Raw genomic sequence first — 22,087 nt, 5'->3', positions numbered from 1 at the left:
TGCGTTCTTCGAGATCCCAGGCGAAGCCTCTCGGATGCGCGACTCAGTAGGCGTTGCGCTTCCGAACGACCTCGACGGCCGTCTTGGCCAATATTAGAAGGTCAAGCCAAAGGCTCCAATTATTGACGTACCAAAGGTCGAGACGCACGCGTTTCGCGACATCTTCAATTGTCGGAGTAGCACCCCTGGCGCCGTTACATTGAGCCCAGCCTGTTATGCCTGGCTTGACGTGATGACGGAAAGCATAATCGCTCAACATTGTCTCAAAATAGTTGTCATGGGCCAAGGCATGAGGGCGAGGTCCTATCAGCGACATGTCGCCCCTTAATACATTTATAAGCTGCGGCAATTCATCAATGCTCGAAGAACGGAGAAGCCGTCCAATCGTCGTTACACGGGCGTCATTCCGTTTCGCCTGGATGACGTCCGGTCCGTCCTCTTCGACGCTCATTGTCCGGAATTTCAAAATGACGAAGTGCTTGCCGTTAAATCCCTTCCGTTTTTGGTGAAAGATTACAGGACCAGGGCTATCAAGCTTGATGGCAATGGCCGCAAGCGCCATGAGAGGAAGGAAAAAAATTAAAACAAACGCAGCCACAACGACGTCCGCGATGCGCTTCACGAAACGTTGCAGTTCAGTCAGCGGGGCACGCTGCAGATCTATGACTGGCCCGGTCTTCCCCTTGGACGACGTGCTATCTAACAAGGTTCGAACGCTTTTGTCGGGCACCAATCGAAGAGCGACAGGAAGTGTTTTGATCTGGTCTTTGATGAATTCGATCCGATCGGTTTCATCCCAAGGCAACGCCAGCAGTATCTGTCGGCAATTGTGTCGCCGCACAAAATTGGCTGCAGATTTGATGGCCGCGACGTCGTTAGATGAACTTTCTAGGTACTCGCTTCTTCCACTCAGCGTAAAGCGCCTGACGTCAGGAGCCCCACAAAAGGCTACTAGATCATCTGTCTGCAAGGCCGAAATCTCGTTTGGCTCACCTATTAAGATTGTGTCGCGTCGCCCGAGAGTTTTCGCGGCTACAGCTTGTGCCAGAACAACTTTCGTGGCTTTCCGCGCCGCCAGCAACGCAATGGGGACGAAAATATAAAACATAAGAAACGCGCCGCGGGAATAGGCTGCGCTGATCTTTAGAAGGAAAGCAATAAGCGTGAGCAACAGTCCGGTCGAGAGCCAGCACACCAATATCTCGCGCACTTCCAAGTGCGGCTTCGCGCTTTCCTGAAGTTCGTAATAGTCGCTACCGTTCAAACGCAAGATATATACGAGGCTCGCGAGAGCGCCGACGGCACAGGCTGGCGCGACCTCGAATGCGTCGCCGATCAGCAAATGGTAACTGACCCCGCCCGCGATAGCGGAGAGCGATATGATGAGCGCGTCTAAGGCTCGCAAAGCGTAGGGGATGGCTTCAGTGGGAAGGCTTGCTGTCGACCGAATCGAATACTGAATTTGCCCCATCTTGTCGCGAATATTCAACTCATTCGACATGCCGCAACTCCATACAAATTCACCTGAAATTTAAATTTCTTCCGCGGCTTATTTAATTCATTAAATCGGAACGGTCTAATTAAATATTCGTTAACTTATAGTCCAGCAGGAGCGGCTTGTGCAACATTAATTTCCGGTTTTCTGACGAAAAAGCACCTTGCCTCAGCTTGCTGCACGGTGCGTGGAAAAACGCATCGGTCGTTGATTGAGGCGTCCTATACGGTTTAGTTTGGACGCGTTAGGACCGGCGATGTCCGACCTTGCGAACAATAGCTGGGCGGTGCTTCGCCAGTATGTTGCCAGCGGTTGCCCGCCAGTGCTTTGATTCATTCATTTCGTGCGGACGCGACGCGATCGCGCCCATCGGCTAGCCCATCGTGCCAGTGTTTATGACGCGCGCCCGGGAGAGAGGAAAGCATTTTAACGTCGAAGCGATCCTCGATGTTTATGCCTTCGCCAAAAGATAACGAATCGCCGAGGATTAAAATCGAGCGGTCGGCGCGAGGCTCTTGCGCAATGAGCCTTTGGCCGTTCTCGTCGGTTCTGATGCTCCACTCTTCTCCGGCTGCATTGATACGCGTCGTCACGATATTAGGCGCGTTACTCCATCCGGCTTGCGCATCGGAGCGGAAGAGCCGAACGGGCCTGCTAAAGAAGCTCACGTAAACCCGCGCGCGAGGAGTGAGATAGAGCAGTAACTCTGCGGGGGTCGCACATGACGAGACAAGAGCAAAATAGGGAGCCTCTAATTGGTGGAGCTGTCTTCCTGATCTTTGGAGATTTCTAACTTGATGATGCGTCTATCGGGCTAGGGATGCGAGGAATCAAGAACTCGAATAGTTGGCGCGTTGCGATCCCCCTTGTTTGAAAACGCGATACGCAACAGACGTTGCCTAAAACTCGGCCACGAATCGACAGCGATCTACGGCCTACGCTGGATTTAATCGCCCCAGCAGTAATTGCCCCGCTTTCATCAGCCCTGGCGAGACGGGGCTTCGATTTAGCGAATCCCGGCGAGTGGATTTACTTCGCCTCGGGCCCAGGCTTCAGGACATCCGGTGGTTGGTTGCTTTGAGAGATCGTCGCGCTTCCGACGATTTTCATCATCGCGTCGCGCGATCTCTTGCTCGGCCTTGGCCATACGCTCCCGATGCTCCTGGTTTCGCTAGCGAGCTTTTGCCGATGTTGCTCCTGATAGCGGCTTTGGCGATTATAGAATTCCTGCTTCTCGGCTGCAAAGGCGGCTCGATCGCTTTCCAGCTTTGCGTTGCCCTCCTTAGTGCGACGATCGAAGGCCGCGAATTGATCGAGCGCAGGCTGTTGCCGGAGCGTGGCGAAGGAGGGGGCTGCGAGGCGATCGCGGGGTTGTGGATTTCACGCCGGACGTAGCGTTTGGCAGAACGAACCCTGTTCTGGCGAGCTGGTTTCAGTCGCTTGCTGTACGCTAAGCGGCTAGGATGAATGGGACGGAGCCAAAGATGTAGTAGGTTCGCAACAGGCGAGAAATCTTGTTGCCGGCCTCGCCGCCGCTGTTTAATGCTTCGCGTTTCTCAACACAAGCTCTATAAAGTCTAGCTACATTTACTGCCTGAATCGGGGTGTTGGAGGAATTCCATGAAATGTTTTAACGTCCTTGTCGCATCGACCCTTTTGATCGGAATGGCTTGGAAGGGATCGACCGTCGCGGAAGGTGCGGAACTTTCGGGTGACTACCGAAGGTCTCAAGCGGCGAGGGCCCGCTCGCCCGAGCTCGTCGCGATGCCGCGTTGCTCGGATAGATATTCCTGCGCGCCGCTCTACGCAGGCTATGGAATGCCGTACGGTAGTCCGGGATATTGGGCCCGTTATACAATGAGCGGATGGACGTCCCGCTAGGTGGCTGCCGGTTTGAGATCAAGACGAATGCAAAAGTCAACTCGATGACGTGCTGTCTACTTCGAACAGCTTAGCGGATTCACCAAGCGAAGGATTCGCCGCACTGATTTGAGACCGTCATCGCAATAACTGGCAGGCAATTACAGCCGCGTTTCGCATGCTAGCCTTTGGCGGGAGCTAATCGAGGTGACAGCGGCAGCCAAAAATGCCCTGGGTCCCCCGAGATGATTATCATCTGTTAGCGGCCGTCGGTCTCGTCGGAGGATCTCTTGGCCCGGAATAATCAAGATTCATGCCCTGCACCTGGCATGATAAGTTGCTGATACCAGTCGTGATAGCGAAGCCGTTAGCACGCGGAATCTGGACGGTCGAAAATTCATAAAAGATGCCAGCCGCGCGATCGGTGCTGTTCAGAGGAATAGCTCCCAAATGGATGCTTAGCTTTGTGACATTGCTTGCTCCCCCCGATCCGGGACAGCTGAATGAGCAGGCTCTTCCATTTGCGCAGGAATATTGCCATTCAAACGCTATTTCTAACCCGCTGGGATACGAAGATACTGCCGGCTTGTCGCTATCCTGAGCCCGTAGAGAGGCGATTGAGGAGCCACCAACCAGCAAAGCTGCTGCCAAAACGACCTTATGAAAACCTCTGGATTTCATTGCGGTGCTCCCCAATGCCTTTCTTAATTCATTCAATCACTCATACAAATGGAAACCGTATGCAAGGGGCGGGGTCCGAAATTCGGCCTGGAACGTAGCACTATCTTTCCGAGGCTAAGGTATTTAAAAGGTTTTATAATACCACTTGGTTTATCATTGTGCTGCCGGGCGATCGCGGAGAAACATGGGATTGCCGCGCGTTGGTCCGATTTTCGCCATCCCGTCAGATGCATTCTCGATCTTGGTCCGGACGCGATACTAGTGCACAATAATTGCCTCGGACGCTTAGCGAAGTGGAGTTGGCGTTGCCCATGTGAACACGTGCTGAAGCGTCGGATAACGATTGACGAGCGGCATTCAGGCAGACAACAGCGTGTGGTTCGCAAATCGCAAGTTTTCTAGGGGCGCACCCAATGCCGCAATTCCGTTATCGCGCTGTCACGCCTGCGGGCGAGATCGTCGCCGGCGAGGTGGATGCGTCATCGCGTGAAGAAGTGGTGCGGCGTATTGAGTATCTAGGTCACCTGACCATCGATGCCGAGCCTGTTACCACAGGAATTCTTACGCGTAGCCGCAAGTCTGCTGGAAAGGCGCCGCGATCACGGGACGTTTCCATTTTTTTGCATCAGTTGGCGCTCCTTCTCGGTGCCGGATTGACGCTAGAAGCGGCGCTGCAGACGCTCAGCGACAACACAAGCAAAGGCCTGGCGGGATTTGCTCAGGATCTGCGCGCATCGATTTCCGCCGGCGACAGTTTCGCAGAAGCGCTGGAACAACATACCGTCGCTATCGAACCCGCCTATGTCGCAATGGTACGTGCAGGTGAAGCATCGGGAAAATTGGATGCCGTACTGCGTGCGATCGTCGAAGACCGCTCACGCAAGGAGGTCCTGACCGATCGAATTAATTCTGCGATCCGCTATCCGTTGTTTCTGGTCGGCTCGGCGATTGTTATCCTGCTTTTTTTCCTGATGTATGTCGTGCCACAGTTCGAACCTGTGTTTGCCGATCTTGGTGGTCGCCTTAACTCGGGTGCAGCTTTCGTGGTGGCGTGCTCGTCCTTGCTGCGTCGCAATCTGGATCTCTTTTTGGGGATCTGCCTGTTTTTGGTTGTGGGTACTTGGCTGGTATTGCGTAACCGCGAATGGCGTGCGCGGATCATCGGCGCAGTCACGTTGCTTCCCGGAATTTCAGAGTTGGCTGGTGATCGCCGGACGGCACGGATCGTGGGGACGCTCGGTCTGCTGCTCGAAAATGGCGTCCCACTTCCAGCGGCACTCAAGATCCTTCGAGACATCGTTACCGAACCACGTTATGTCGCGGCGCTCGACAGCGTCCACGAGCAGGTGAGGAACGGCCGGAGGTTTGCAGAGGCCTTGGCGGACACGACACTGCTTCCTCCGCTCGCAGTGAGAATGCTGAGAGTAGGAGATGAGGTGGGCGACGTTGCGAACATCGTCCGTCATGCGTCGCGTTTCTACGAGCACAAACTCGGATTGGGTCTCGATCGCTTGATGGGTGCGATCGGGCCGATCACGATCATTGTGGTCAGTATTGTCATTGGTACGCTGATCGTATCGATCATGAGTTCTCTGCTTAGTATGACAGATCTTGCGCAGTGAACCGGAGGATCAGGGTGGTCCGCGTCGTACTGCCAGTGTTGCGAAGCTGGAACGCCGATCGAGGCGCCGGCTTCACCCTCATCGAGGTCATGGCGGTGATGCTCATTATAGCTCTGGTCGCCACGCTTGTGTTAACAATGATGCCGGGCACTGGCCGCGCCGGTTTGAAGGCTGTGACGCTGCAGACCGCCTCGCTGCTCCGACGCGAACGGCTTGGGGCGATTCTGACGGGGCGCGATCGGGAGGTATCTCTCGATGCCAAACGACGTATCCTGGTTGGTGACGGAGGGGGTATCGTTGCGCTGCCGCGCGACATCGCCCTCGACATCCTCGGTATCGACGCACTCTGGTCTGGACGTCAGGCTGTCGTTCGCTTTCATCCGGATGGCGCATCGACGGGAGTGGTATTGAAATTATCTCGTGAAAAGGCGGAATATGAGATCCGTGTTAACTGGTACACCGGTGGTGTCGCGATCGGGCCATAACGACGGAAGAGATGGGCAGGCCGGATTTACGCTGCTTGAAGCTCTCGTCGCTCTCACGCTGCTTGTCGTTTTTGCGAGCGCGGTAGGGCCACACCTGTCACAGGCACGCCGCATCATGGCAAATGCCGAGGGCCGCGTCGCGGCGCAGGTTCTCCTGCGCTCGCTAATTAATGCCCCAGTCGATCGCTCCAGTTTGGCAATCACTTCCCAGGAAGGCGAAACCAGCGGATTGCGTTGGCGCGTCGACACTGAACAGGCCGCTTCGGTCCGTAGGCAGGACCAATCAAATTGGTTGACTTTTCGTGTGGTCGCAAGCGTGAGCTGGGCGCCCGGCCAGGTCATTATGGCTGAGACGATACGGCTCGGAAAACCCTGAGATGGCAATGCAAGGCCGAGGCATTAACTCTGGAAGTGAAGGTTTTACTCTTGTCGAGGTTTTGGCCGCACTGACGATTGCCTCGGTGATCATAGTTGCCAGCGCAGCGCTTATCCGAAATGTTGCGATTTACTTCGACCGCGGAACGCGAGGGGCAACTGAAGCCGAGCGTCTTGTTCTCGCTGTCGGACGTTTGGCCGGCGATTTCAGTTCAGCTCGCTTTGTGTCACGACCAACAGCGGATGGTACCGCCATCGCGTTTGCCGCCGAGCAAGAAAGCGCAGGTCGGTCAGCAAACGTGGTCTTCGTGGGTGCGGGGGGCGTTGCATCAAGCTCCAGTGACGATGAGCTCGTTAGCCTGACCATCGAGCGGGATGGCGATTTGCGTCGGCTTGTCAGACGCCGCGCGAAGTGGCCAGGAGGTCGCACGCACTTCGAAGATTTGACGCCAAAAGATCCTGTGGTTCTGATCGAAGGTAAGCTGGACATGTCGTTCCAATTCGGACGCAGCACGCCGGCGGGCGCGCCGGTATGGTCTTCCAATTGGATTGAGGAATTGACGTTGCCCCGCTACGTTCGTTTGATCTTGCGCAACCGCGAAACTGGCGTTGATTTGCTCGGCGATGCGACTTTTGTTGTTCGCTCTGATGCGCCGCCGGCCTGCGGGCAAAGCGATGCGAAGCCTGCGTGTCTATTGCCGCCGAATGGCCCTTCTAAGTCCGAAAGCCGGGCGCAATGACACACAGCGATTCACGACGTGGAATGGTTTTGGTGACCGTGCTGTGGTCCATATCGCTGCTTTCGGCGTTGGCGATGGCCGCATCGGTCACCTTCCGGGGCTTTGCCGGTGTGATGGCGGTTGAACGCGATCAGGTGCAGGCAGAGGCGCTTTTAACCGCCGGACTTGAGACGGCCGCGGGCATCGTGCAGACTCCCGGCGATGTTCCGTTGTCCGAGGTCGAGACGACGGCTACCCTCGGTACTGGCGCCGTGCGTGTGCGTCTCAATGACGAGGGCGGCCGAATCGATATTGGCAAGGCACCGGTTGAGGTTCTTGCTTCAATGTTGCGTTCGATTGGCGCTCCGGAAGGGGCGGCTGGCACCGTCGCTCGTCGCATCGTCGAAAGACGCAGTCCCGGCAGTGCGGCAAATCCCGACAATGGAGGTCATCCATCCAGTCAAGCGCTCCCACCATCTACCACTAATCAGCCCTTCGCCGACCTAGGCCAACTTCACTCTGTTCCGGGAATGGAGCCCGAGTGGATCGAGGCAATTGCGCCACTAACAACCGTGTTCGGTGACTCAACCGTCAATCCGTTGACTGCACCACTAGTTGTCATCGCGGCGCTGCCCGGCGTTGACGCCCAACGGGCTGCAGAGTTCATCAAGGCTCGACGCAATTCTCTCTCAAACCCCGATCGGTTCGGACGTCTTCTTGGACCGGCGCAGCAATACCTTGCGGTCAAGTCGCAGCGAGTCGTGTCGGTGGATCTGACGGCGGAATTGATGAGCGGTTATGCCGCCGCGGCCCACGCTGTGATTGTTGTGCTACCTCAAGATAGCCAACCGTACCGCGTGCTGATTTGGACGCCAATTCCATATGCCAAAGCTTCTATATGGGGCAGTCCCATGACGCAGAGGTAGTGTGATGCGGATGCCTGCCATTCTGAAGCGATGGATCGAGACGTTGGCGACACTCTTAGTTGCTTGGCACGAGCACCGCCGTGAACAGCGTGCTCTAACCATCGCACTTGAAAATCAGCAAGTCGTCGTAAGGGAGACTAGATCCAGCCATGATATAACTCGTCCACAGGATCGACCCGAGCCAAATTCGTCGGCGCACCTATTGGATGCCCCCCACAACAGTTTTGTCGTTGCAGAATTTCCTCCTGACAAGATCGTAAGGCGGGACATCACGGTCCCGGCGGGGGCACAGAAGTTTTTGTCGGGTGTGGTCCGCAATCAGATCGAACGGCTGTCGCCCTGGCCACCGAACGACGTAGTTTACGGTTTCGACGGCGAAGTGAACTCGGAAAATGCCTCGGTGTTTGACGTGCGGATCCTGATAGCTTCGCGGGCGAATATCGACGCATTTCGAAAACATTTGGCCACGCTCAATGTTCAAGTCGATCGCATCGTGGCGAACTCACTTATCGAAAATCTAGATGATGCGAGAAAACCCGTGACCCTGTGGTCGCGATCGACGGACGGTTCACTTGATCATCCTGAAAGGTTGAGCCGCCTGATTGGTTTGGGCATCGGTGGTATCGTCGCGGCGAGTACGTGCTTGACCCTCTGGGCGTTTGTATCGGCCGGAAATATTCGCGACGAGAGTGAAAGTATCGCCGTCCGCGCCAAAGCCTTGCAGCTGCAAATTCAGGGTGGCCAGATGCCGTCTGCGGCGGCTTCAGGTTCGTCGGCAGAGCGCGCATGGTTCTTGAAGGAGACCTCCGGTTCCAGCGTAATCCTCCTTGAGGCATTGTCGCGTGCCTTGCCCGATTCCGCATATTTGACCGAAATTCGCCTGGAAAGCGCGACATTGCGAATGGTCGGGCTGGCTGATGATGCGCCGGGATTGCTTGCACCGCTTGAACAGTCGGGACACCTGACCGGCGTGCATTTTTCCGCACCAACGACGCGCGGCTCGGACGGCAAATCCTTCAGATTTTCTATCGAGGCGCACGTCGAACCTCGTATCAGGCTTGAAAAGGAGTGAGGTGTGCTAAGGTTGGACCGCGAACAAGCTATTTCTGTAGCGGTATTGGCCGTGTTGTTGCTGGCATGTTTGTTTGTAGCCGGACTATCTGTTCAGATGCGTTCGGATGCTGGTTCGGAGCTAGCCGAACATCGTGAACTACTCTCGCGTTTGGACACAAAAATGCGAGCAGGTGCGGGTCGGTTAAACGGCGCAGCACCCCCCTCGGCTTTTCTTGACGCGCCTACCACAGGTATCGCGAACGCCAAACTACAGGCGTACTTGGCACAACTCGCCGACCTTCAGCAGGCTGGACTAGTTTCGACAGGGGCAGAACCGGCCAAAGGCGATGAGGCTGTCGACACAGTCAGAATTCAGGCCACACTTGACATGAACACGAGGGCGTTGCGTGCGGTCCTTTATCAGCTTGAAAGCGGGACACCTTACGTATTCGTCGATACATTGACGTTACAGCCGGCCAGCACGACGGCAGGCCACGCGGAAGATCCGATCTTGCGAGTAACGATGAGCTTGCGTGCGTTTTGGCGGCGAGGAAGTCCATGATGCACCTTTGCCTGACGCCTGCTGTTCTGTTGTTATGCACGACCGCGGCGCTTGGTGCCGATCCATCGACATCGACCATGCAGGCCTCGCCTTCCAACCCGCTCGCGACCGAAACGATGGAGCGGTTGTCGGCGATTGTGGATCGACCGTTATTTTCTCCGAGCCGTCACGGCGCTTCAATTCCGCAGATGTCTCGCGATCCCGAACCACGAACGTCTCCAACTCCGCCACCAAATCTAGTTGTCTCCGGCGTTGTAATGGATGGGGCGAGTGCGCATGTCGTTGTCCAAGTTGGACCTGAGAAGAAGACCATACGCGCGCAAGTTGGCGATGAAATAGGCGGATGGACGGTTAGTGGGATCGTGGGACGCAAGCTGATCTTGTCACTTGATGGTCGCTTCGCCACGTTTACGCTTTTTAATCGGGAAGCCGATCAACGGATTTTAAGCGACGGTCCCATTTCACCCTACGCGCCGCAGTTTCCGCAGCAGCAGAATCCGACATCGGCCGGCAACAAAGCGAAAGATTAGATCGTTGGCGACGGCTGGTATTGGTCAGACGCAAGGGCCAAAATTTGCCTTTGGATCGCCACTTATTGCACTGCTCTCGCCCCACAAAACTCATGGTTAACCGTCAGTTCATCCTTTAAGGTTAACTTTCGGTTATCAAGGGGACTGTGGGGTAAGAAGCGTGCCACATCGGTATTATTTTGCCATTGGCCCAGGTTTAATGTCGCAATCAACTCGGTCTCGAGTTCAGGCACGGCGGTGCGGGAGCACATTTTGACTTATTTTGGGGGGGTAAATTTCCGTAAGGAATTAAATTACCCTAATATTTTACGGGCTTGCTCGGCGATGTTGCTGGTGGGTGGCTTGATGGGCTGCGCTGGACCTGGCGCTAGTCTTTTCGGGGATACTTCGCGCGTCGGGGATACGACGTCGTCGCACGACGCTCTCAATACTGTTCGCAAAGCGGATTTGAGCCCTCGCTTCCCAGCAGCCGAAGAACAGCCCCAGGTAGGCAGTCAAACCGCGGGGCCTCTCTTGTTTCCCGGTGCTGACGTTGGGCCTGAGGTGGTGCCAAACTCCCGACGCGGCCCCAACCCCGCGATGACGCCTGCGTCACTCCAGCAGGCTGCATTTATCAAAGGCGACAGCCTCGACCAGGTTGCTTCCGCAAAGAGCGACGGCGTTGAGATTAATTTCGATGGCGCCGACGTGCAGACCGTCGCTAAGTTCCTGCTCGGCGATATTCTTCAGCTCAATTTTACGGTCGATCCGCGCGTGCAGGGTCACGTGACGCTGGCTTCGTCGGGCCCGATACCCCGCAAGGACGTGCTGCCAGCATTCGAAAGCGTATTGCGCATGTCGAACGCGGTGATCGTGCGTAGCGGAAATTTAATGAAGATCGTGCCGCTTCCAGAAGGTAGCGCCGGTGGCTCGGTTGCGGGTGCTGGCGAACCAGGTTACGGCGTATCGCTGGTGCCGCTGCGATATACGTCTGCGGAGACGGTAGCGAAGACTGCAGAAAGCTTTTTGGCCAGGCCCGGTTCGATCCGCGTTGTCCCGTCCCGTAATCTGCTTTTGGTTCAGGGTACGACAGCCGAGCGTGAGGCAGCTCTCGATATGGTCGCGACGTTCGACGTGGAATGGCTGCGCAATCAATCGGTCGGAGTCTATCCGCTAAAATCAACTTCGCCCGAGACGATGATCGGAGAACTTGAACGGATATTCGAGACTCGTGACGGTGGTGTGGGGCAGGGAGTTATTCGGTTCCAGCCGATCTCGCGCATGAATGCAGTCATGGTCGTCACCAGGACGCCTAAATTGCTTGCACAAACGACGGAATGGGTGCGCCGCCTCGATCGCTTCGATTCTTCCGGCACATCGATGCATACTTTTCGCTTGAAGAATGGCAATGCGACTCAGATAGCCAAAATCCTGAACGATATCTTCCTTCAGCGATCCGGTTCGGCTTCCGACACACCCGGCAAACAGCTCGCGCCGGGCGTCAACGGTTCGGAATCCCGCCTGGACTCCCTTGACAAGGGGGCCGGCAGTCGAGGCTTGACGACGGCATCCAACAGCAGCGGCGGTCTGGGCGGCAAACCGATATCTACTGCTTTTGACACCTTCTCGGATCGGAAAGGAACTGAGGGGGAAGGCCCGGAAAGCGCTTCGCTGCTGTCTGGTGGCAACGCCGTGCGTGGCGCATTTCAGAACGTGCGAATTACCGCCGACAACGCCAACAATGCGATTGTGGTCTATTCCACTCAGGCCGAATATCGAGTGGTTGAGCGCGCGGTCCGCGACCTTGATAAGGCGAAACTGCAAGTGGCGATTGACGCGACTGTGGCCGAAGTCACGTTGACCAACGCCTTGCAGTACGGCGTTCAGTTTTATCTGAACGGCAATAAAGTCGGGGGTGGTGTTCTCGGCTCGGGTGCTTCGACGGTTCAGTCGTCTGCAACTGCGGCCGCATCGGTGACAGCCCAGTCCGCCCTGCTGCAGAGCGTGGGGCCTGGTTTGAATTTGCTGTTGGGATCCGCGGGGAATCCGCGCGCCATCATCAATGCGCTGCAGACAGTGACCGACGTTAAGGTGCTGTCATCGCCCTCGTTGGTCGCACTCGACAATCAGCCAGCTCTGCTTCAGGTAGGCGATGAAATTCCGGTCTCAACGAGTTCGGCGACGCTTCTAACCAGTTCGACCACGCCAACCGTCAACACGATTGAAATGCGCAACACCGGCGTCATCCTGAAAGTACTGCCGCATATCCACGCCAACGGTTCGATCCAGCTCGAGATCGATCAAGAGATCTCTAATGTTGTTAACCCCGATCAACAGACGCTAACTCCAACGATTTCCCAGCGCCGCGTGCACTCGAGCGTCTCAGTGACAAGCGGACAAACCGTGCTGCTCGCAGGCCTGATCAGCGAAAACAATCAGGAAACCCGTTCCGGAATACCCGGTCTTCGCGACATCAAGATCCTTGGTGACATGCTCGGCAACACGTCCAGCACCAAAACCCGCTCGGAGATCATCATTTTCATCAAGACGCAAATGATCCGAAACGGCCAGGACGCCAGCGCTGTAACCGAGGAATTCAGAGACAAGTTGCAGTCAATGCGCGGCGGTAGCTCGGTAATCAATGGGACTGGAGTGCCATCTGCGGCAGGTCCGCGTGGCTCACCGCCAAGTTGATATCAATGACGAGTATTGATACAACACATCGAGTTGAGTCGGCTGCGAACCTACAACCGAATATGGTGATCCTGGTTGGCGGCGGATTAGCCCTTGGGTTCGTATCGCTTGTAACGCTTCCCGGTCCGATCGCTGTGGCGTCAATCGCGTTGGGCGTGATGATGTTGGCCGGTGCGGACGTAGATGCTCGGACCTTCCTGTTGCCGAATGTGATTACCTGGGGCGCGACCCTTGGCGGCATCAGTTCAGCGTGGTTTCTGGAGGAATTGAGCCCCTGGTCTGCGGCCTCTGACGCGGTTCTGCGTGCCGTGTGCGTTGCTGGCTTTCTGGCGCTGCTGCGTTGGTGTTACGAGGGCGTCAGGCATCGCGAGGGACTTGGGTTGGGCGATGTAAAGCTAGCGGCAGCAGTTGGCGCGTGGCTTCCCTTCGAGGTTATTCCGTTGTGTTTTGGGTTAGCAACGGGCGGGGCGCTGCTGACGATCTTGTGGGGACATCTGCGCGGCAGGCGAATAGAGCGAACAACAAAGATGCCGTTTGGCACCTTTTTGTGTCCCGCCTTATGGTTTGCGTTCTATGTAACTAACCTGCCGACCGGATGATCACCGCCGTTCGGTCTCATCTAAAGTACTCGTTTTGGTTCGTTGCAGCTCGGAATGGCGGTTAGACGACGCTCTGAAAAGCATGCGGTGTCGATCGTTGGGACGTTATCAATGCGACGGGACATCGCTGCCTGAAGTTGTAAACCGAAGAGTCGAGCATTGCGGGGGATCACGTAAAACTTTCACAGTCTCGAATATAAGCGACCGAACAATTGTCGAAAGAGATTTCTTCTGCATCTAACGGTGCAAGGCGGCGTCATGGAACGAGGAAATAGTGGCTAGAGAATTCGCGCAAGCAAACATGGGCAATAGGCTGACTGTCGCGCCGGTTTTGCGGGCACGTGCTCTGTTGGCATGCGACAACATAATCACCTCCCAGAAATTGGATGTTGAAGTACGGCTACCTCTCTTGGTTGGTTTCGGTGGAGTCGCGCCTTCAATTGACGGTGTAGCGAATGACTTCGGGTTTCCCGGGACCAGAGATGCGGTGCGACAGTGGAAACTCAAGCCGCATTTCGCGGTAGGTAAAGGTCGCTATCTGCGCCGGTCCAGGTCATTTCGAGAGATGACATTCTGATGGAATTCGCCGGAAACAGGTCGAAGCCAATGCCAAGTGGCCAAACGTCGGCGGCAGGAGCTGTCGTGCCGTTGCGTTCGGTCGAGCATTTCCGTCGGTATCTGCTGGATCAGTTGTCCGACGTGGCTGCAACACGAGTGCGACTTCAAGATTCCGTTGATGGGGTGTCTGGAAATCAGTTGCGGCTGTTGTGGGAGAAGTCTGACCTGCCCGCCGGTAAATTCGCGGATGAAGCGGCTCGCTTCTGGGGTATGCGACGATTGAATCTTCAGGATTTGATGAATGCGACGAGTGCGGCCGAGCTTTTCTCCGCACGCTTCTTACGCGAGTCCTCTGTGTTTCCGTTCCGGGCGGACCAGGATCGCTTTGGTTTGGCGGTATCAGATCCGACCGATGCCGCGTCGATCCGTGCTGTCGAGATTGTTTGCAACGGTGCAGTAGAGGTCGCCATAGCGTCGTTCGATGACATTTCGACGGTTCTGGAAAAGCAGGTCGACGAGCATAGTCCCAACACTGTGGACGTCGATGAACCGAAGCATCGGTCTCGCGACGACGATATTGATAGTCTGCGAGATCTGGCGAGCGGGGCGCCGGTTGTACGGGCCGTCAACGATTTGCTCGAGCGCGCCGTAGAATTGCGGGCAAGCGATATTCACATCGAGCCTTTTCGGACCGGACTCGCCGTGCGGATGCGGGTCGACGGGATGCTCCGCGCAGTGCCGGTGCCAACCAACGCGCCGCCGCAGGCCGTCATCTCGCGTATCAAGATTCTTGCCAGCCTCAATATTGCGGAACGCCGGCTGCCGCAGGACGGCGCGGCACGCGCGCGGATAGGACGATCCGAAATCGATATTCGTGTTGCTACAATGCCGACGCAGCACGGCGAAAGCGCGGTGATCCGCTTGCTGCCGCGAGATCGTGGCTTACTCGAGCTAAGCAAGGTCGGTCTAGGCAGTCGAGATCAATCTTCCCTTCGTCGTCTTTTGGCTCTGCCGCACGGCTTGATCATTATCACCGGACCAACCGGAAGCGGCAAGACGACAACCTTGGCGACGATGCTGGGGATCCTGAACGAGCCAACACGTAAGATTCTGACAATTGAAGATCCAGTCGAATACGAAATACCCGGCATCAACCAGTCGCAGGTCAAGCCGGCAATCGGTTTGACCTTCGCCGCGGCGATGCGAGCTTTCGTTCGTCAGGACCCCGACGTCATAATGGTCGGCGAAATCCGGGACGCCGAAACGGCGAATATCGCGGTGCATGCGGCGCTGACGGGGCACCTCGTGCTGACGACGCTGCACACCGAAACCGCCGCCGCCGCCGTGCCGCGTCTTCTTGATCTCGGCGTTGAGGGTTTTCTCCTGCAATCGACGTTGCGGGCCGTCATCGCGCAGCGGCTGGTTCGGGTGCTCTGCGACGGCTGCAAACGCAAGCACGCACTCACCGGGGGCGATCTTGCGGCCGATCCCCGTTATCGCGTTCTGGGTTTTGCAACTGGTGAAACCGTCTATCAAGCGGTCGGTTGCGAGCGCTGCAATGGAATTGGTTATCGCGGGCGCGCCGGAGTCTTTGAATTGCTTGAATTGACTGAAGAAGTCAGGCCCTTCGTCGGCGCCAGCGCGGATTCGTTGGCAATCGACAGAGCCGCTATCCATGCCGGTATGACCACGATGATCGACGATGCCGTCGTGAAATGCCGGGCTGGAACTACGACAGTATCGGAAGTGCTCAGGGTGACCTCGGTTCGGTAGCCGTTTGTGTAACCTTGGCAAGAGTTGTCGATGGCAGATCGACATCAAGAGATGGAGAGTAAGAAAATGTCGCGGCATGTCATAACCAGGGCATCTCTCAACCTGATGGGTATAGTTTCGTCGAAGTTTGGCGCATTTAGACGGCGATCCCGTAGGTCGCGGCCCTATGTCGGCAGCGCTGGGCGTAGACAGCAAGCGATGCGAGGCCATGGTGAGGGCGGGTTCACTTTGGTGGAGATGCTGGTGGTGATCACGATCATCGGTCTGGTGATGGGCTTAGTCGGGCCCCGAGTTCTCAGCTATCTCGGAGATGCCAAGGTCAAGGCCGCGAAGCTGCAGATCGAGAGCTTCGGCAGCGCACTTGATCTGTTTTATCTTGATGCCGGCCGCTATCCGTCCGCGAGCGAAGGACTTACCGCTTTGGTGCAGCGACCTGCAGGCGTTTCGGTTTGGAACGGACCTTATCTAAAGAATGCATCCGTGCCGGTCGACCCATGGGGGCATGTCTACCTTTACCGAGTTCCTGGCGAGAAGCGCCCTTATCAAATCATATCATTAGGGTCGGATGGCCAGGAGGGCGGGACTGGCACCGCAGCCGACATCGGCAACGGTGAAACATTAGCAGCCGCCGCCCACTAGGGGTGTTGTTTGATCGAATCTAAGATTGGAAAAATATTTCGGAGCAGATCATTGGCTTACCTAAACTATTCGCTTATTCGCGCTCGACATGGACTCGCTCGGGCCTTTGCCTTCGCCATCGGACTCCAATCGTTGGTGATGGCCTCGTTAGCGTATGCTCAAAGCGCGCCGACAACTTTCACTCCATCTGCAAATTGCAGTCTAAGCGCAGCCGCGTTCTGTGAGACATTCGACGAGGGGCCAGCCGCCGTCGGCGGCCGCGGCGGCGACCTGGACCCTAAAAAATGGTCGACGGCTCGCTTATCGGGGGAAATTGGTTCATCTGGATACGGCACCGCCAATCCTGTTCCGGTTGCCCCAATCCCACAATGTCGCGCTGGAATTACGCAAACGTCCGTTTTCCCGCCGAATGACACATTGATTTGCGACCCGAGCGGCACGCGGTCGTCACAACTAATGACGGCTGTCGCAATGCAAAATTACGGCGTCAACTCATATATGGTTCGTCAGCCATTCGATTTCGCAGGACGCACTGGCACAATTCATTTTGACGTTGATGCCGTGGCTCAAAATCTTGGAGGCTTCATTGAGCTTGAGCTTACACAAGACCCGTCGCCGGCCACAACGTTCAGGGAATTTCAAAATTTCGAAGTGGGCCCGGTTCCTAGAAATGGTCTTACGCTACGGTTAAGTACTTTTCCAGAATGCCCGACCTCTGTCGCCCCCCTCAACACCTTCATTTACAACAATTACGTCGGCACAATCGTCGCTCCAACGTACGACCACGTCAATGGTTGCGCTGCTACACAGTTTGGCTCGTTGAACCATTTCGAAGTGCAGGTCTCACAAAATTCCATCGCCGTCTACGGTTCCGATTTCTCGACGGACAACGGGAAGACCTTCCCTAACTATAAGCTATTGTACACGGCGAACATCAACCTACCGTTCACACGCGGCTACGTTCACTTCAACCCGAGAAATCATGCAACGGTGAAGTATGGCGTTGGCCCTGACGTGGTTTACCACTGGGACAACATTGGCTTTGACGGGCCGGTGGTTCCCGTGCCGAGCGCCTACGAGATTCCAAACAACACGACCACTTCGACATACAATGGCCCCGTGGCTGGCCCTGTGCAAAATCTAGGTTATCAACTTCTCAACGGAACGACAGGAATAGGAATCTATAGCCCGACAACCAAAATAAATGCTCTGACGTTTCAAAATGTTAATATCGCGGGCATCACTTCAGCGACACTCACGTTGAACGCATTTTTCAATACGGTCACTCATACACCGGATACGACTTGGGGCATTCAGTATCGCTTTAATGGTGGTACTTGGAGAAACTATAATTTTACGGCAGGGGATCTTGCCGATATAAATGCCGTGGCCGGAGCGCCATTGGGCTTTTTGTCGTGGTCGCTTGATGTTCCAACATCGGACGTCGTTTCAGGGACGAATACGTTAGAATTGGTCCCGTTGAACGCCCCGATGGATTTTCCGCCAGTAGTCGCCAACATTGATTTGCTTCTGGGGACCACAGGTACGGTAACTTCCCCGCCAGCCACGCCACCTACGGTGGCATTCTCGGCGAGCCCAACCAACATAAGCTCCGGCCAAATATCGATGGCGACTTGGTCTTCGACCAACGCTTCTTCGTGCACCGGCTCTGGCGGCTGGTCGGGGCCGAAAGACCCTAGCGGCACTCTTGCGGTAGCGCCAAAAACCACCACGACTTACATGCTGGCCTGCAGCGGCGCCGGCGGCACATCGCCAACCGCCAGTACGACCGTGGCCGTCGGTGGTGCTCCCCCGGTGGCGATCAACGGTATGTGTGGATCGGCGAACGGCATACCAGCATCATCTGCACCTTCCGCCAACCTTTGCTCGGCCGGCACGTCGTCGTCCGTGGCAGGCTCGGGCCCGTGGACCTGGAGCTGTGGCGGTGCCAACGGCGGCACCGGCGCGAGCTGCTCAGCGTCGGTGTTGGTGGGGTCTGGGTCCGGGTCCGGATCTGGATCTACCTCAGATCCAACGCCAACTCCTGTCAGCGGGAACTGCAGCATGCAGTTAGGCGGTTCGGTCGCCTTCTGCGAAACCTTTGACAAGAAGAATTCCGGAAGCCGCGGTCGTACCGGCGATCTCGATCCCAATGTCTGGGGAGTTTCTCGTGCTACCGGCAATGTTAATTATGGTCGAGGCCAGTACAATGGATGGGCGGCGACCCAACTTCAAACTTGTAATGGGACGACTACCGTCACGCCGCCCAACGACATCATGATTTGTAACGGCCAGCTCCGTGAAGCCAGCAATGACAATCCGACCGGTGTTTACGAGGCTGGCACAGTAACAACGTTGGCAATGTTTCCGAAACAACCGTTTGATTTTTCCGGAAGGACCGGGACGGTCTCTTTTGACGTTAGTAATGATTCACACGGCACTTCGGCAACGTGGCCCGAGTTCTGGATGAGTAATCTTCCAGTCCCCACGCCATTTAACCACTATGATTCGTGGCAAGCTCTTCCACAAAACGGTTTTGGAATCCGCTTCGGTGCTGCGGTTGCACCTGGTGGATGGGGATCGTGCGGGAACGGGAACAATCTGGATAAGCGGCGCTGGACAGTCGATTCAGCTGTGGTCGTTCGCAATTACGTTATGGATGATACGAACGGAATTGGCGGCGTCCGAACTAATATGGCGGTCAAACAACTGGATTGTGTCATTTCACCGCCCGACAATTCAGGAATAATGAATCATATCGAGCTCAAGATCTCTCAAAACCAGATCGACGTCTACGCCACCGATGCCGGTGTCGCAGCATCGCCGTCCACGCTTAGGCACATCGCTGTCATCACCAACGCTAATCTGGCGCTTACGCGCGGGTTAATCTCGCTTGAAGATGTCCACTTCAACGCGGACGCGGCCGAATCTAGTCCGAATGTACCGTCGCAGAGACAACACACGTTTGTCTGGGACAATGTGGCGTTTGACGGACCATTCACCTATCGTGACTTCAGCTACGATGCCTTGGATGTTGAGCAAGCAGATGCAGCTACTCACACGTTGGACTTGGGCAAGATTTCTGGCCCTAATCAGACCGCAAGCTGGAATGTGCTCAGTATTCCGGCCAATCCGACGGCGGAGTCTGTTCGTGTGGTTTTCAATTTCTACGAATACTACCCCTTCAAAACGCTCAACGTGGCGGTGAACGGTCATGCACATTCAGTGCCTTGGCCTTACCCCGACACGAAGGGATTCACCTGGAAGACCTTTGCCGTAACCATTCCGACTACAGATCTTGTGCCAGGCACCAATGTTGTAACGCTTGGGTCGGATCAAGCTATGGTGACGTCCAACGTAAGCATCGTACTCTTGAATGTCCCGGGGGGAGTGCCCGTTCTGCCCGGATCAAATAATGCATATCCGAGCGGCGGTAGCGGCAACGTTCCACTTCCTACGGTAGCATTTTCGGCGAGTCCAACCGGCATAACCTCTGGCCAGATCTCAATGGCAACCTGGAATTCGACCAACGCAAGCTCATGCAACGCCGGAGGCGGTTGGACAGGACCGAAAGCAACCAGTGGTACTCTTGCAGTTTCGCCGCCGACCACGACGACTTACACGCTGGCCTGCACCGGGACCGGAGGCACGTCGCCAATGGCGAGTGCGACGGTGGCAGTGAATGCCGCCCCGGTGGCGATCAGCGGCGTGTGTGGATCAGCAAACGCCACGCAGGCGTCGTCTGCACCTTCAACCAATCTTTGCTCAGCCGGCACGTCGTCGTCCGTGGCAGGCTCTGGCCCGTGGACATGGAGCTGCGGCGGTTCTAATGGCGGCAGCACCGCGAGTTGCTCGGCGTCGGTATTGGTGGCGTCTGGGTCTGGGTCTGGGTCAGGCTCCGGATCGACTGGGACCGGATCTCCAACTCCTGTTAGCGGAAATTGCAGCATGCAGTTGGGTGGTGCAGTTGCCTTCTGTGAGACCTTTGACCAGAAGAATCCCGGAATCCAGAGCCGCACTGGCGATCTTGATCCAAATGTGTGGGGCGTATCTCGGGCTGGTCAGGCCAATTTTGGTCAGGGCACTCTTAATGGATGGGCTTTGTCAACCCAACTCCAAACCTGTGGTGGGACGACTGCGGTTACGCCTCCTAACGATGTAGTAATTTGCAATGGCCAGCTTCGCGAAGCCAGCAATGATAATCCGACCGGCGTGTTTGAGGCAGGAACGGTAACAACGTTAGCGATGTATCCGAAACAGCCGTTTGATTTTGCTGGAAGGACCGGGACCGTCTCCTTTGACGTCAGCAATGATTCTCACGGAATCCATGCAGTATGGCCTGAGTTTTGGATGTCTGATCTTCCAGTACCTGCGCCGTTCAATCACTTTGGTACATGGCAAGCACTCCCACAAAACGGTTTTGGAATTCGGTTTGGTGCAGCTGTTGTTGCCGGGCAATACGGATCTTGCCCCAATGGAAATAATTTAAGTCAGCCACGTTGGACGGTCGATTCAGCCGTGGTCGTTCGTAATTACGTCATGGACGATACCGTTGGAATTGGTGGCGTCCGAACCAATATGGCGGTCCAACAACTCGACTGTGTGATTTCATCTCCTGACAATTCAGGAATCATGAATCATGTCGAACTCAAGATCTCTCAAAGTCAGATTGACGTCTATGCCACCGACGCCGGTGTCGCACCATCGCCGTCCACGCTTAGGCACATCGCCGTTATCACCAACGCAAATCTGACACTTACACGCGGATTAATCTGGCTCGAAGATGTGCATTACAACGCCGATAAGGGAGCTCCCCCCTCGCAAAAGCAACATACGTTTGTATGGGATAATGTCGCCTTTGACGGACCATTTACCTATCGTGACTTTAGCTACGATGCATTGGACATCAATCGGCCGGATCCGGCTACGAGCACAACTGATCTAGGCCAGATATCTGGTCCTAACCAAACCGCAAGCTGGAACGTGTTAAACTTACCGGCTAATCCAACGCCAGCAGCCGTTCGCGTTCTTTTCAATTTCTACGAATATTATGCGTTCACTACGCTCAACGTGACGGTGAATGGTCATGCGCATTCAGTGCCTTGGCCTTATCCGGATCAGCTCGGATTTACCTGGAAAACATTTGCCGTCACCATCCCGGTAACCGATCTGGTACCCGGTACCAATGTTGTACAAATCGGGTCGGATCAAACGATGATCACGTCGAACGTGAACATCGTCCTTGCCGATGTTCCTGGTGGTGTGCCTGTTTTGCCCGGATCGAATAATGCATATCCGTCAGGCGGTGCGCCTTCCCAATGACCATCGTCAATAAGGCTCGAACGTACGGACGGGTACGTCCAAAACTCCAGGTAATGCGGTCTTGTTTCCAACCCGACCGACATCTGGAACATTGGAACGATTGAGATTGCCATCCAAGCAGGACAGACCAGACCTGGCAATTCTTCTGGCCGGCAGCTTCTGCGGCGGTGTCGAGTGCAACCGACTTTAGGGGTGGAGGTCGACGGGATGATGGT

At 55.8% G+C, this 22,087-nt stretch carries 16 protein-coding genes; 14 read left to right on the top strand and 2 right to left on the bottom strand.

The window, feature by feature from the left end; all coding sequences use genetic code 11:
- Positions 1-43 precede the first annotated feature (43 nt).
- Positions 44-1,501 (bottom strand): undecaprenyl-phosphate glucose phosphotransferase, encoded by a 1,458-nt coding sequence (locus BUA38_RS36080; RefSeq protein WP_083587905.1) that lies wholly within the window; start codon positions 1,499-1,501, stop codon positions 44-46.
- Between the two features lie 326 nt (positions 1,502-1,827).
- A complete protein-coding gene (locus BUA38_RS36075) occupies positions 1,828-2,088 on the bottom strand; it encodes a hypothetical protein (protein WP_156898897.1) in 261 nt (86 codons plus the stop codon).
- A 595-nt stretch (positions 2,089-2,683) separates the two neighbouring features.
- On the opposite strand from BUA38_RS36075, the gene BUA38_RS36070 reads away from it, so the two are divergent.
- From BUA38_RS36070 to BUA38_RS37420, 14 genes are all read left to right on the top strand, one after another.
- The gene (locus BUA38_RS36070; RefSeq protein WP_072825628.1) at positions 2,684-2,890 is read left to right on the top strand and encodes a hypothetical protein; all 207 of its coding nucleotides are present in this window, start codon (positions 2,684-2,686) and stop codon (positions 2,888-2,890) included.
- A 1,559-nt stretch (positions 2,891-4,449) separates the two neighbouring features.
- Positions 4,450-5,658, top strand: coding sequence for a type II secretion system F family protein (locus tag BUA38_RS36065; RefSeq protein WP_072825626.1), 1,209 nt, complete (start codon positions 4,450-4,452; stop codon positions 5,656-5,658).
- A gap of 14 nt (positions 5,659-5,672) precedes the next feature.
- Positions 5,673-6,143 carry a prepilin-type N-terminal cleavage/methylation domain-containing protein gene (locus BUA38_RS36060; RefSeq protein ID WP_244553153.1) on the top strand — a complete coding sequence of 157 codons (471 nt, stop codon included), beginning with the start codon at positions 5,673-5,675 and terminating at the stop codon, positions 6,141-6,143.
- Complete coding sequence (locus tag BUA38_RS38930) at positions 6,094-6,519, top strand: type II secretion system protein (protein WP_083587904.1); 426 nt, start codon at positions 6,094-6,096, stop codon at positions 6,517-6,519. The genes BUA38_RS36060 and BUA38_RS38930 overlap by 50 nt, the downstream gene beginning before the upstream one ends.
- Position 6,520: 1 nt before the next feature.
- Entirely contained in the window at positions 6,521-7,258 is a 738-nt protein-coding gene (locus BUA38_RS36050; protein WP_072825624.1) for a PulJ/GspJ family protein, read from the top strand.
- A 32-nt stretch (positions 7,259-7,290) separates the two neighbouring features.
- On the top strand, positions 7,291-8,163 hold the full coding sequence (locus BUA38_RS36045; protein WP_172806146.1) for a general secretion pathway protein GspK: 873 nt from the start codon (positions 7,291-7,293) through the stop codon (positions 8,161-8,163).
- 4 nt (positions 8,164-8,167) lie between these two features.
- Positions 8,168-9,235 carry a PilN domain-containing protein gene (locus tag BUA38_RS36040; protein ID WP_072826707.1) on the top strand — a complete coding sequence of 356 codons (1,068 nt, stop codon included), beginning with the start codon at positions 8,168-8,170 and terminating at the stop codon, positions 9,233-9,235.
- 3 nt (positions 9,236-9,238) lie between these two features.
- Positions 9,239-9,778: a type II secretion system protein GspM gene (gene gspM / locus BUA38_RS38925; RefSeq protein WP_072825620.1), complete on the top strand. Its 540-nt coding sequence runs from the start codon at positions 9,239-9,241 to the stop codon at positions 9,776-9,778.
- A complete protein-coding gene (locus BUA38_RS37425; protein WP_156898895.1) occupies positions 9,775-10,308 on the top strand; it encodes a hypothetical protein in 534 nt (177 codons plus the stop codon). The genes gspM and BUA38_RS37425 overlap by 4 nt, the downstream gene beginning before the upstream one ends.
- Positions 10,309-10,887: 579 nt before the next feature.
- Positions 10,888-12,981: a type II secretion system secretin GspD gene (gene gspD / locus BUA38_RS36030; protein WP_072825619.1), complete on the top strand. Its 2,094-nt coding sequence runs from the start codon at positions 10,888-10,890 to the stop codon at positions 12,979-12,981.
- A 5-nt stretch (positions 12,982-12,986) separates the two neighbouring features.
- A complete protein-coding gene (locus tag BUA38_RS36025; RefSeq protein WP_083587901.1) occupies positions 12,987-13,580 on the top strand; it encodes a prepilin peptidase in 594 nt (197 codons plus the stop codon).
- Between the two features lie 606 nt (positions 13,581-14,186).
- Positions 14,187-15,911: a GspE/PulE family protein gene (locus tag BUA38_RS36020; RefSeq protein ID WP_072826706.1), complete on the top strand. Its 1,725-nt coding sequence runs from the start codon at positions 14,187-14,189 to the stop codon at positions 15,909-15,911.
- 198 nt (positions 15,912-16,109) lie between these two features.
- On the top strand, positions 16,110-16,550 hold the full coding sequence (gene gspG, locus BUA38_RS36015; protein WP_072826705.1) for a type II secretion system major pseudopilin GspG: 441 nt from the start codon (positions 16,110-16,112) through the stop codon (positions 16,548-16,550).
- A gap of 51 nt (positions 16,551-16,601) precedes the next feature.
- Positions 16,602-21,872: a hypothetical protein gene (locus BUA38_RS37420; RefSeq protein WP_156898894.1), complete on the top strand. Its 5,271-nt coding sequence runs from the start codon at positions 16,602-16,604 to the stop codon at positions 21,870-21,872.
- Positions 21,873-22,087 lie beyond the last annotated feature (215 nt).

The organism is Bradyrhizobium erythrophlei (assembly GCF_900142985.1).
Lineage (GTDB): Bacteria > Pseudomonadota > Alphaproteobacteria > Rhizobiales > Xanthobacteraceae > Bradyrhizobium > Bradyrhizobium erythrophlei_B.
Note: the sequence above shows the minus strand (reverse complement) of the source record. Positions and strands in the feature narration are given on the sequence as shown.

What these genes read in the sequence shown, in the direction of transcription:
- BUA38_RS36080 (WP_083587905.1), bottom strand. Translation starts at nt 1,501, where the DNA reads ATGTCGAATGAGTTGAATATTCGCGACAAGATGGGGCAAATTCAGTAT.
- BUA38_RS36070 (WP_072825628.1), top strand. Translation starts at nt 2,684, where the DNA reads ATGTTGCTCCTGATAGCGGCTTTGGCGATTATAGAATTCCTGCTTCTC.
- BUA38_RS36065 (WP_072825626.1), top strand. Translation starts at nt 4,450, where the DNA reads ATGCCGCAATTCCGTTATCGCGCTGTCACGCCTGCGGGCGAGATCGTC.
- BUA38_RS38930 (WP_083587904.1), top strand. Translation starts at nt 6,094, where the DNA reads ATGAGATCCGTGTTAACTGGTACACCGGTGGTGTCGCGATCGGGCCAT.
- BUA38_RS36050 (WP_072825624.1), top strand. Translation starts at nt 6,521, where the DNA reads ATGGCAATGCAAGGCCGAGGCATTAACTCTGGAAGTGAAGGTTTTACT.
- BUA38_RS36040 (WP_072826707.1), top strand. Translation starts at nt 8,168, where the DNA reads ATGCGGATGCCTGCCATTCTGAAGCGATGGATCGAGACGTTGGCGACA.
- BUA38_RS37425 (WP_156898895.1), top strand. Translation starts at nt 9,775, where the DNA reads ATGATGCACCTTTGCCTGACGCCTGCTGTTCTGTTGTTATGCACGACC.
- gspD (WP_072825619.1), top strand. Translation starts at nt 10,888, where the DNA reads ATGACGCCTGCGTCACTCCAGCAGGCTGCATTTATCAAAGGCGACAGC.
- BUA38_RS36025 (WP_083587901.1), top strand. Translation starts at nt 12,987, where the DNA reads ATGACGAGTATTGATACAACACATCGAGTTGAGTCGGCTGCGAACCTA.
- BUA38_RS36020 (WP_072826706.1), top strand. Translation starts at nt 14,187, where the DNA reads ATGCCAAGTGGCCAAACGTCGGCGGCAGGAGCTGTCGTGCCGTTGCGT.
- gspG (WP_072826705.1), top strand. Translation starts at nt 16,110, where the DNA reads ATGCGAGGCCATGGTGAGGGCGGGTTCACTTTGGTGGAGATGCTGGTG.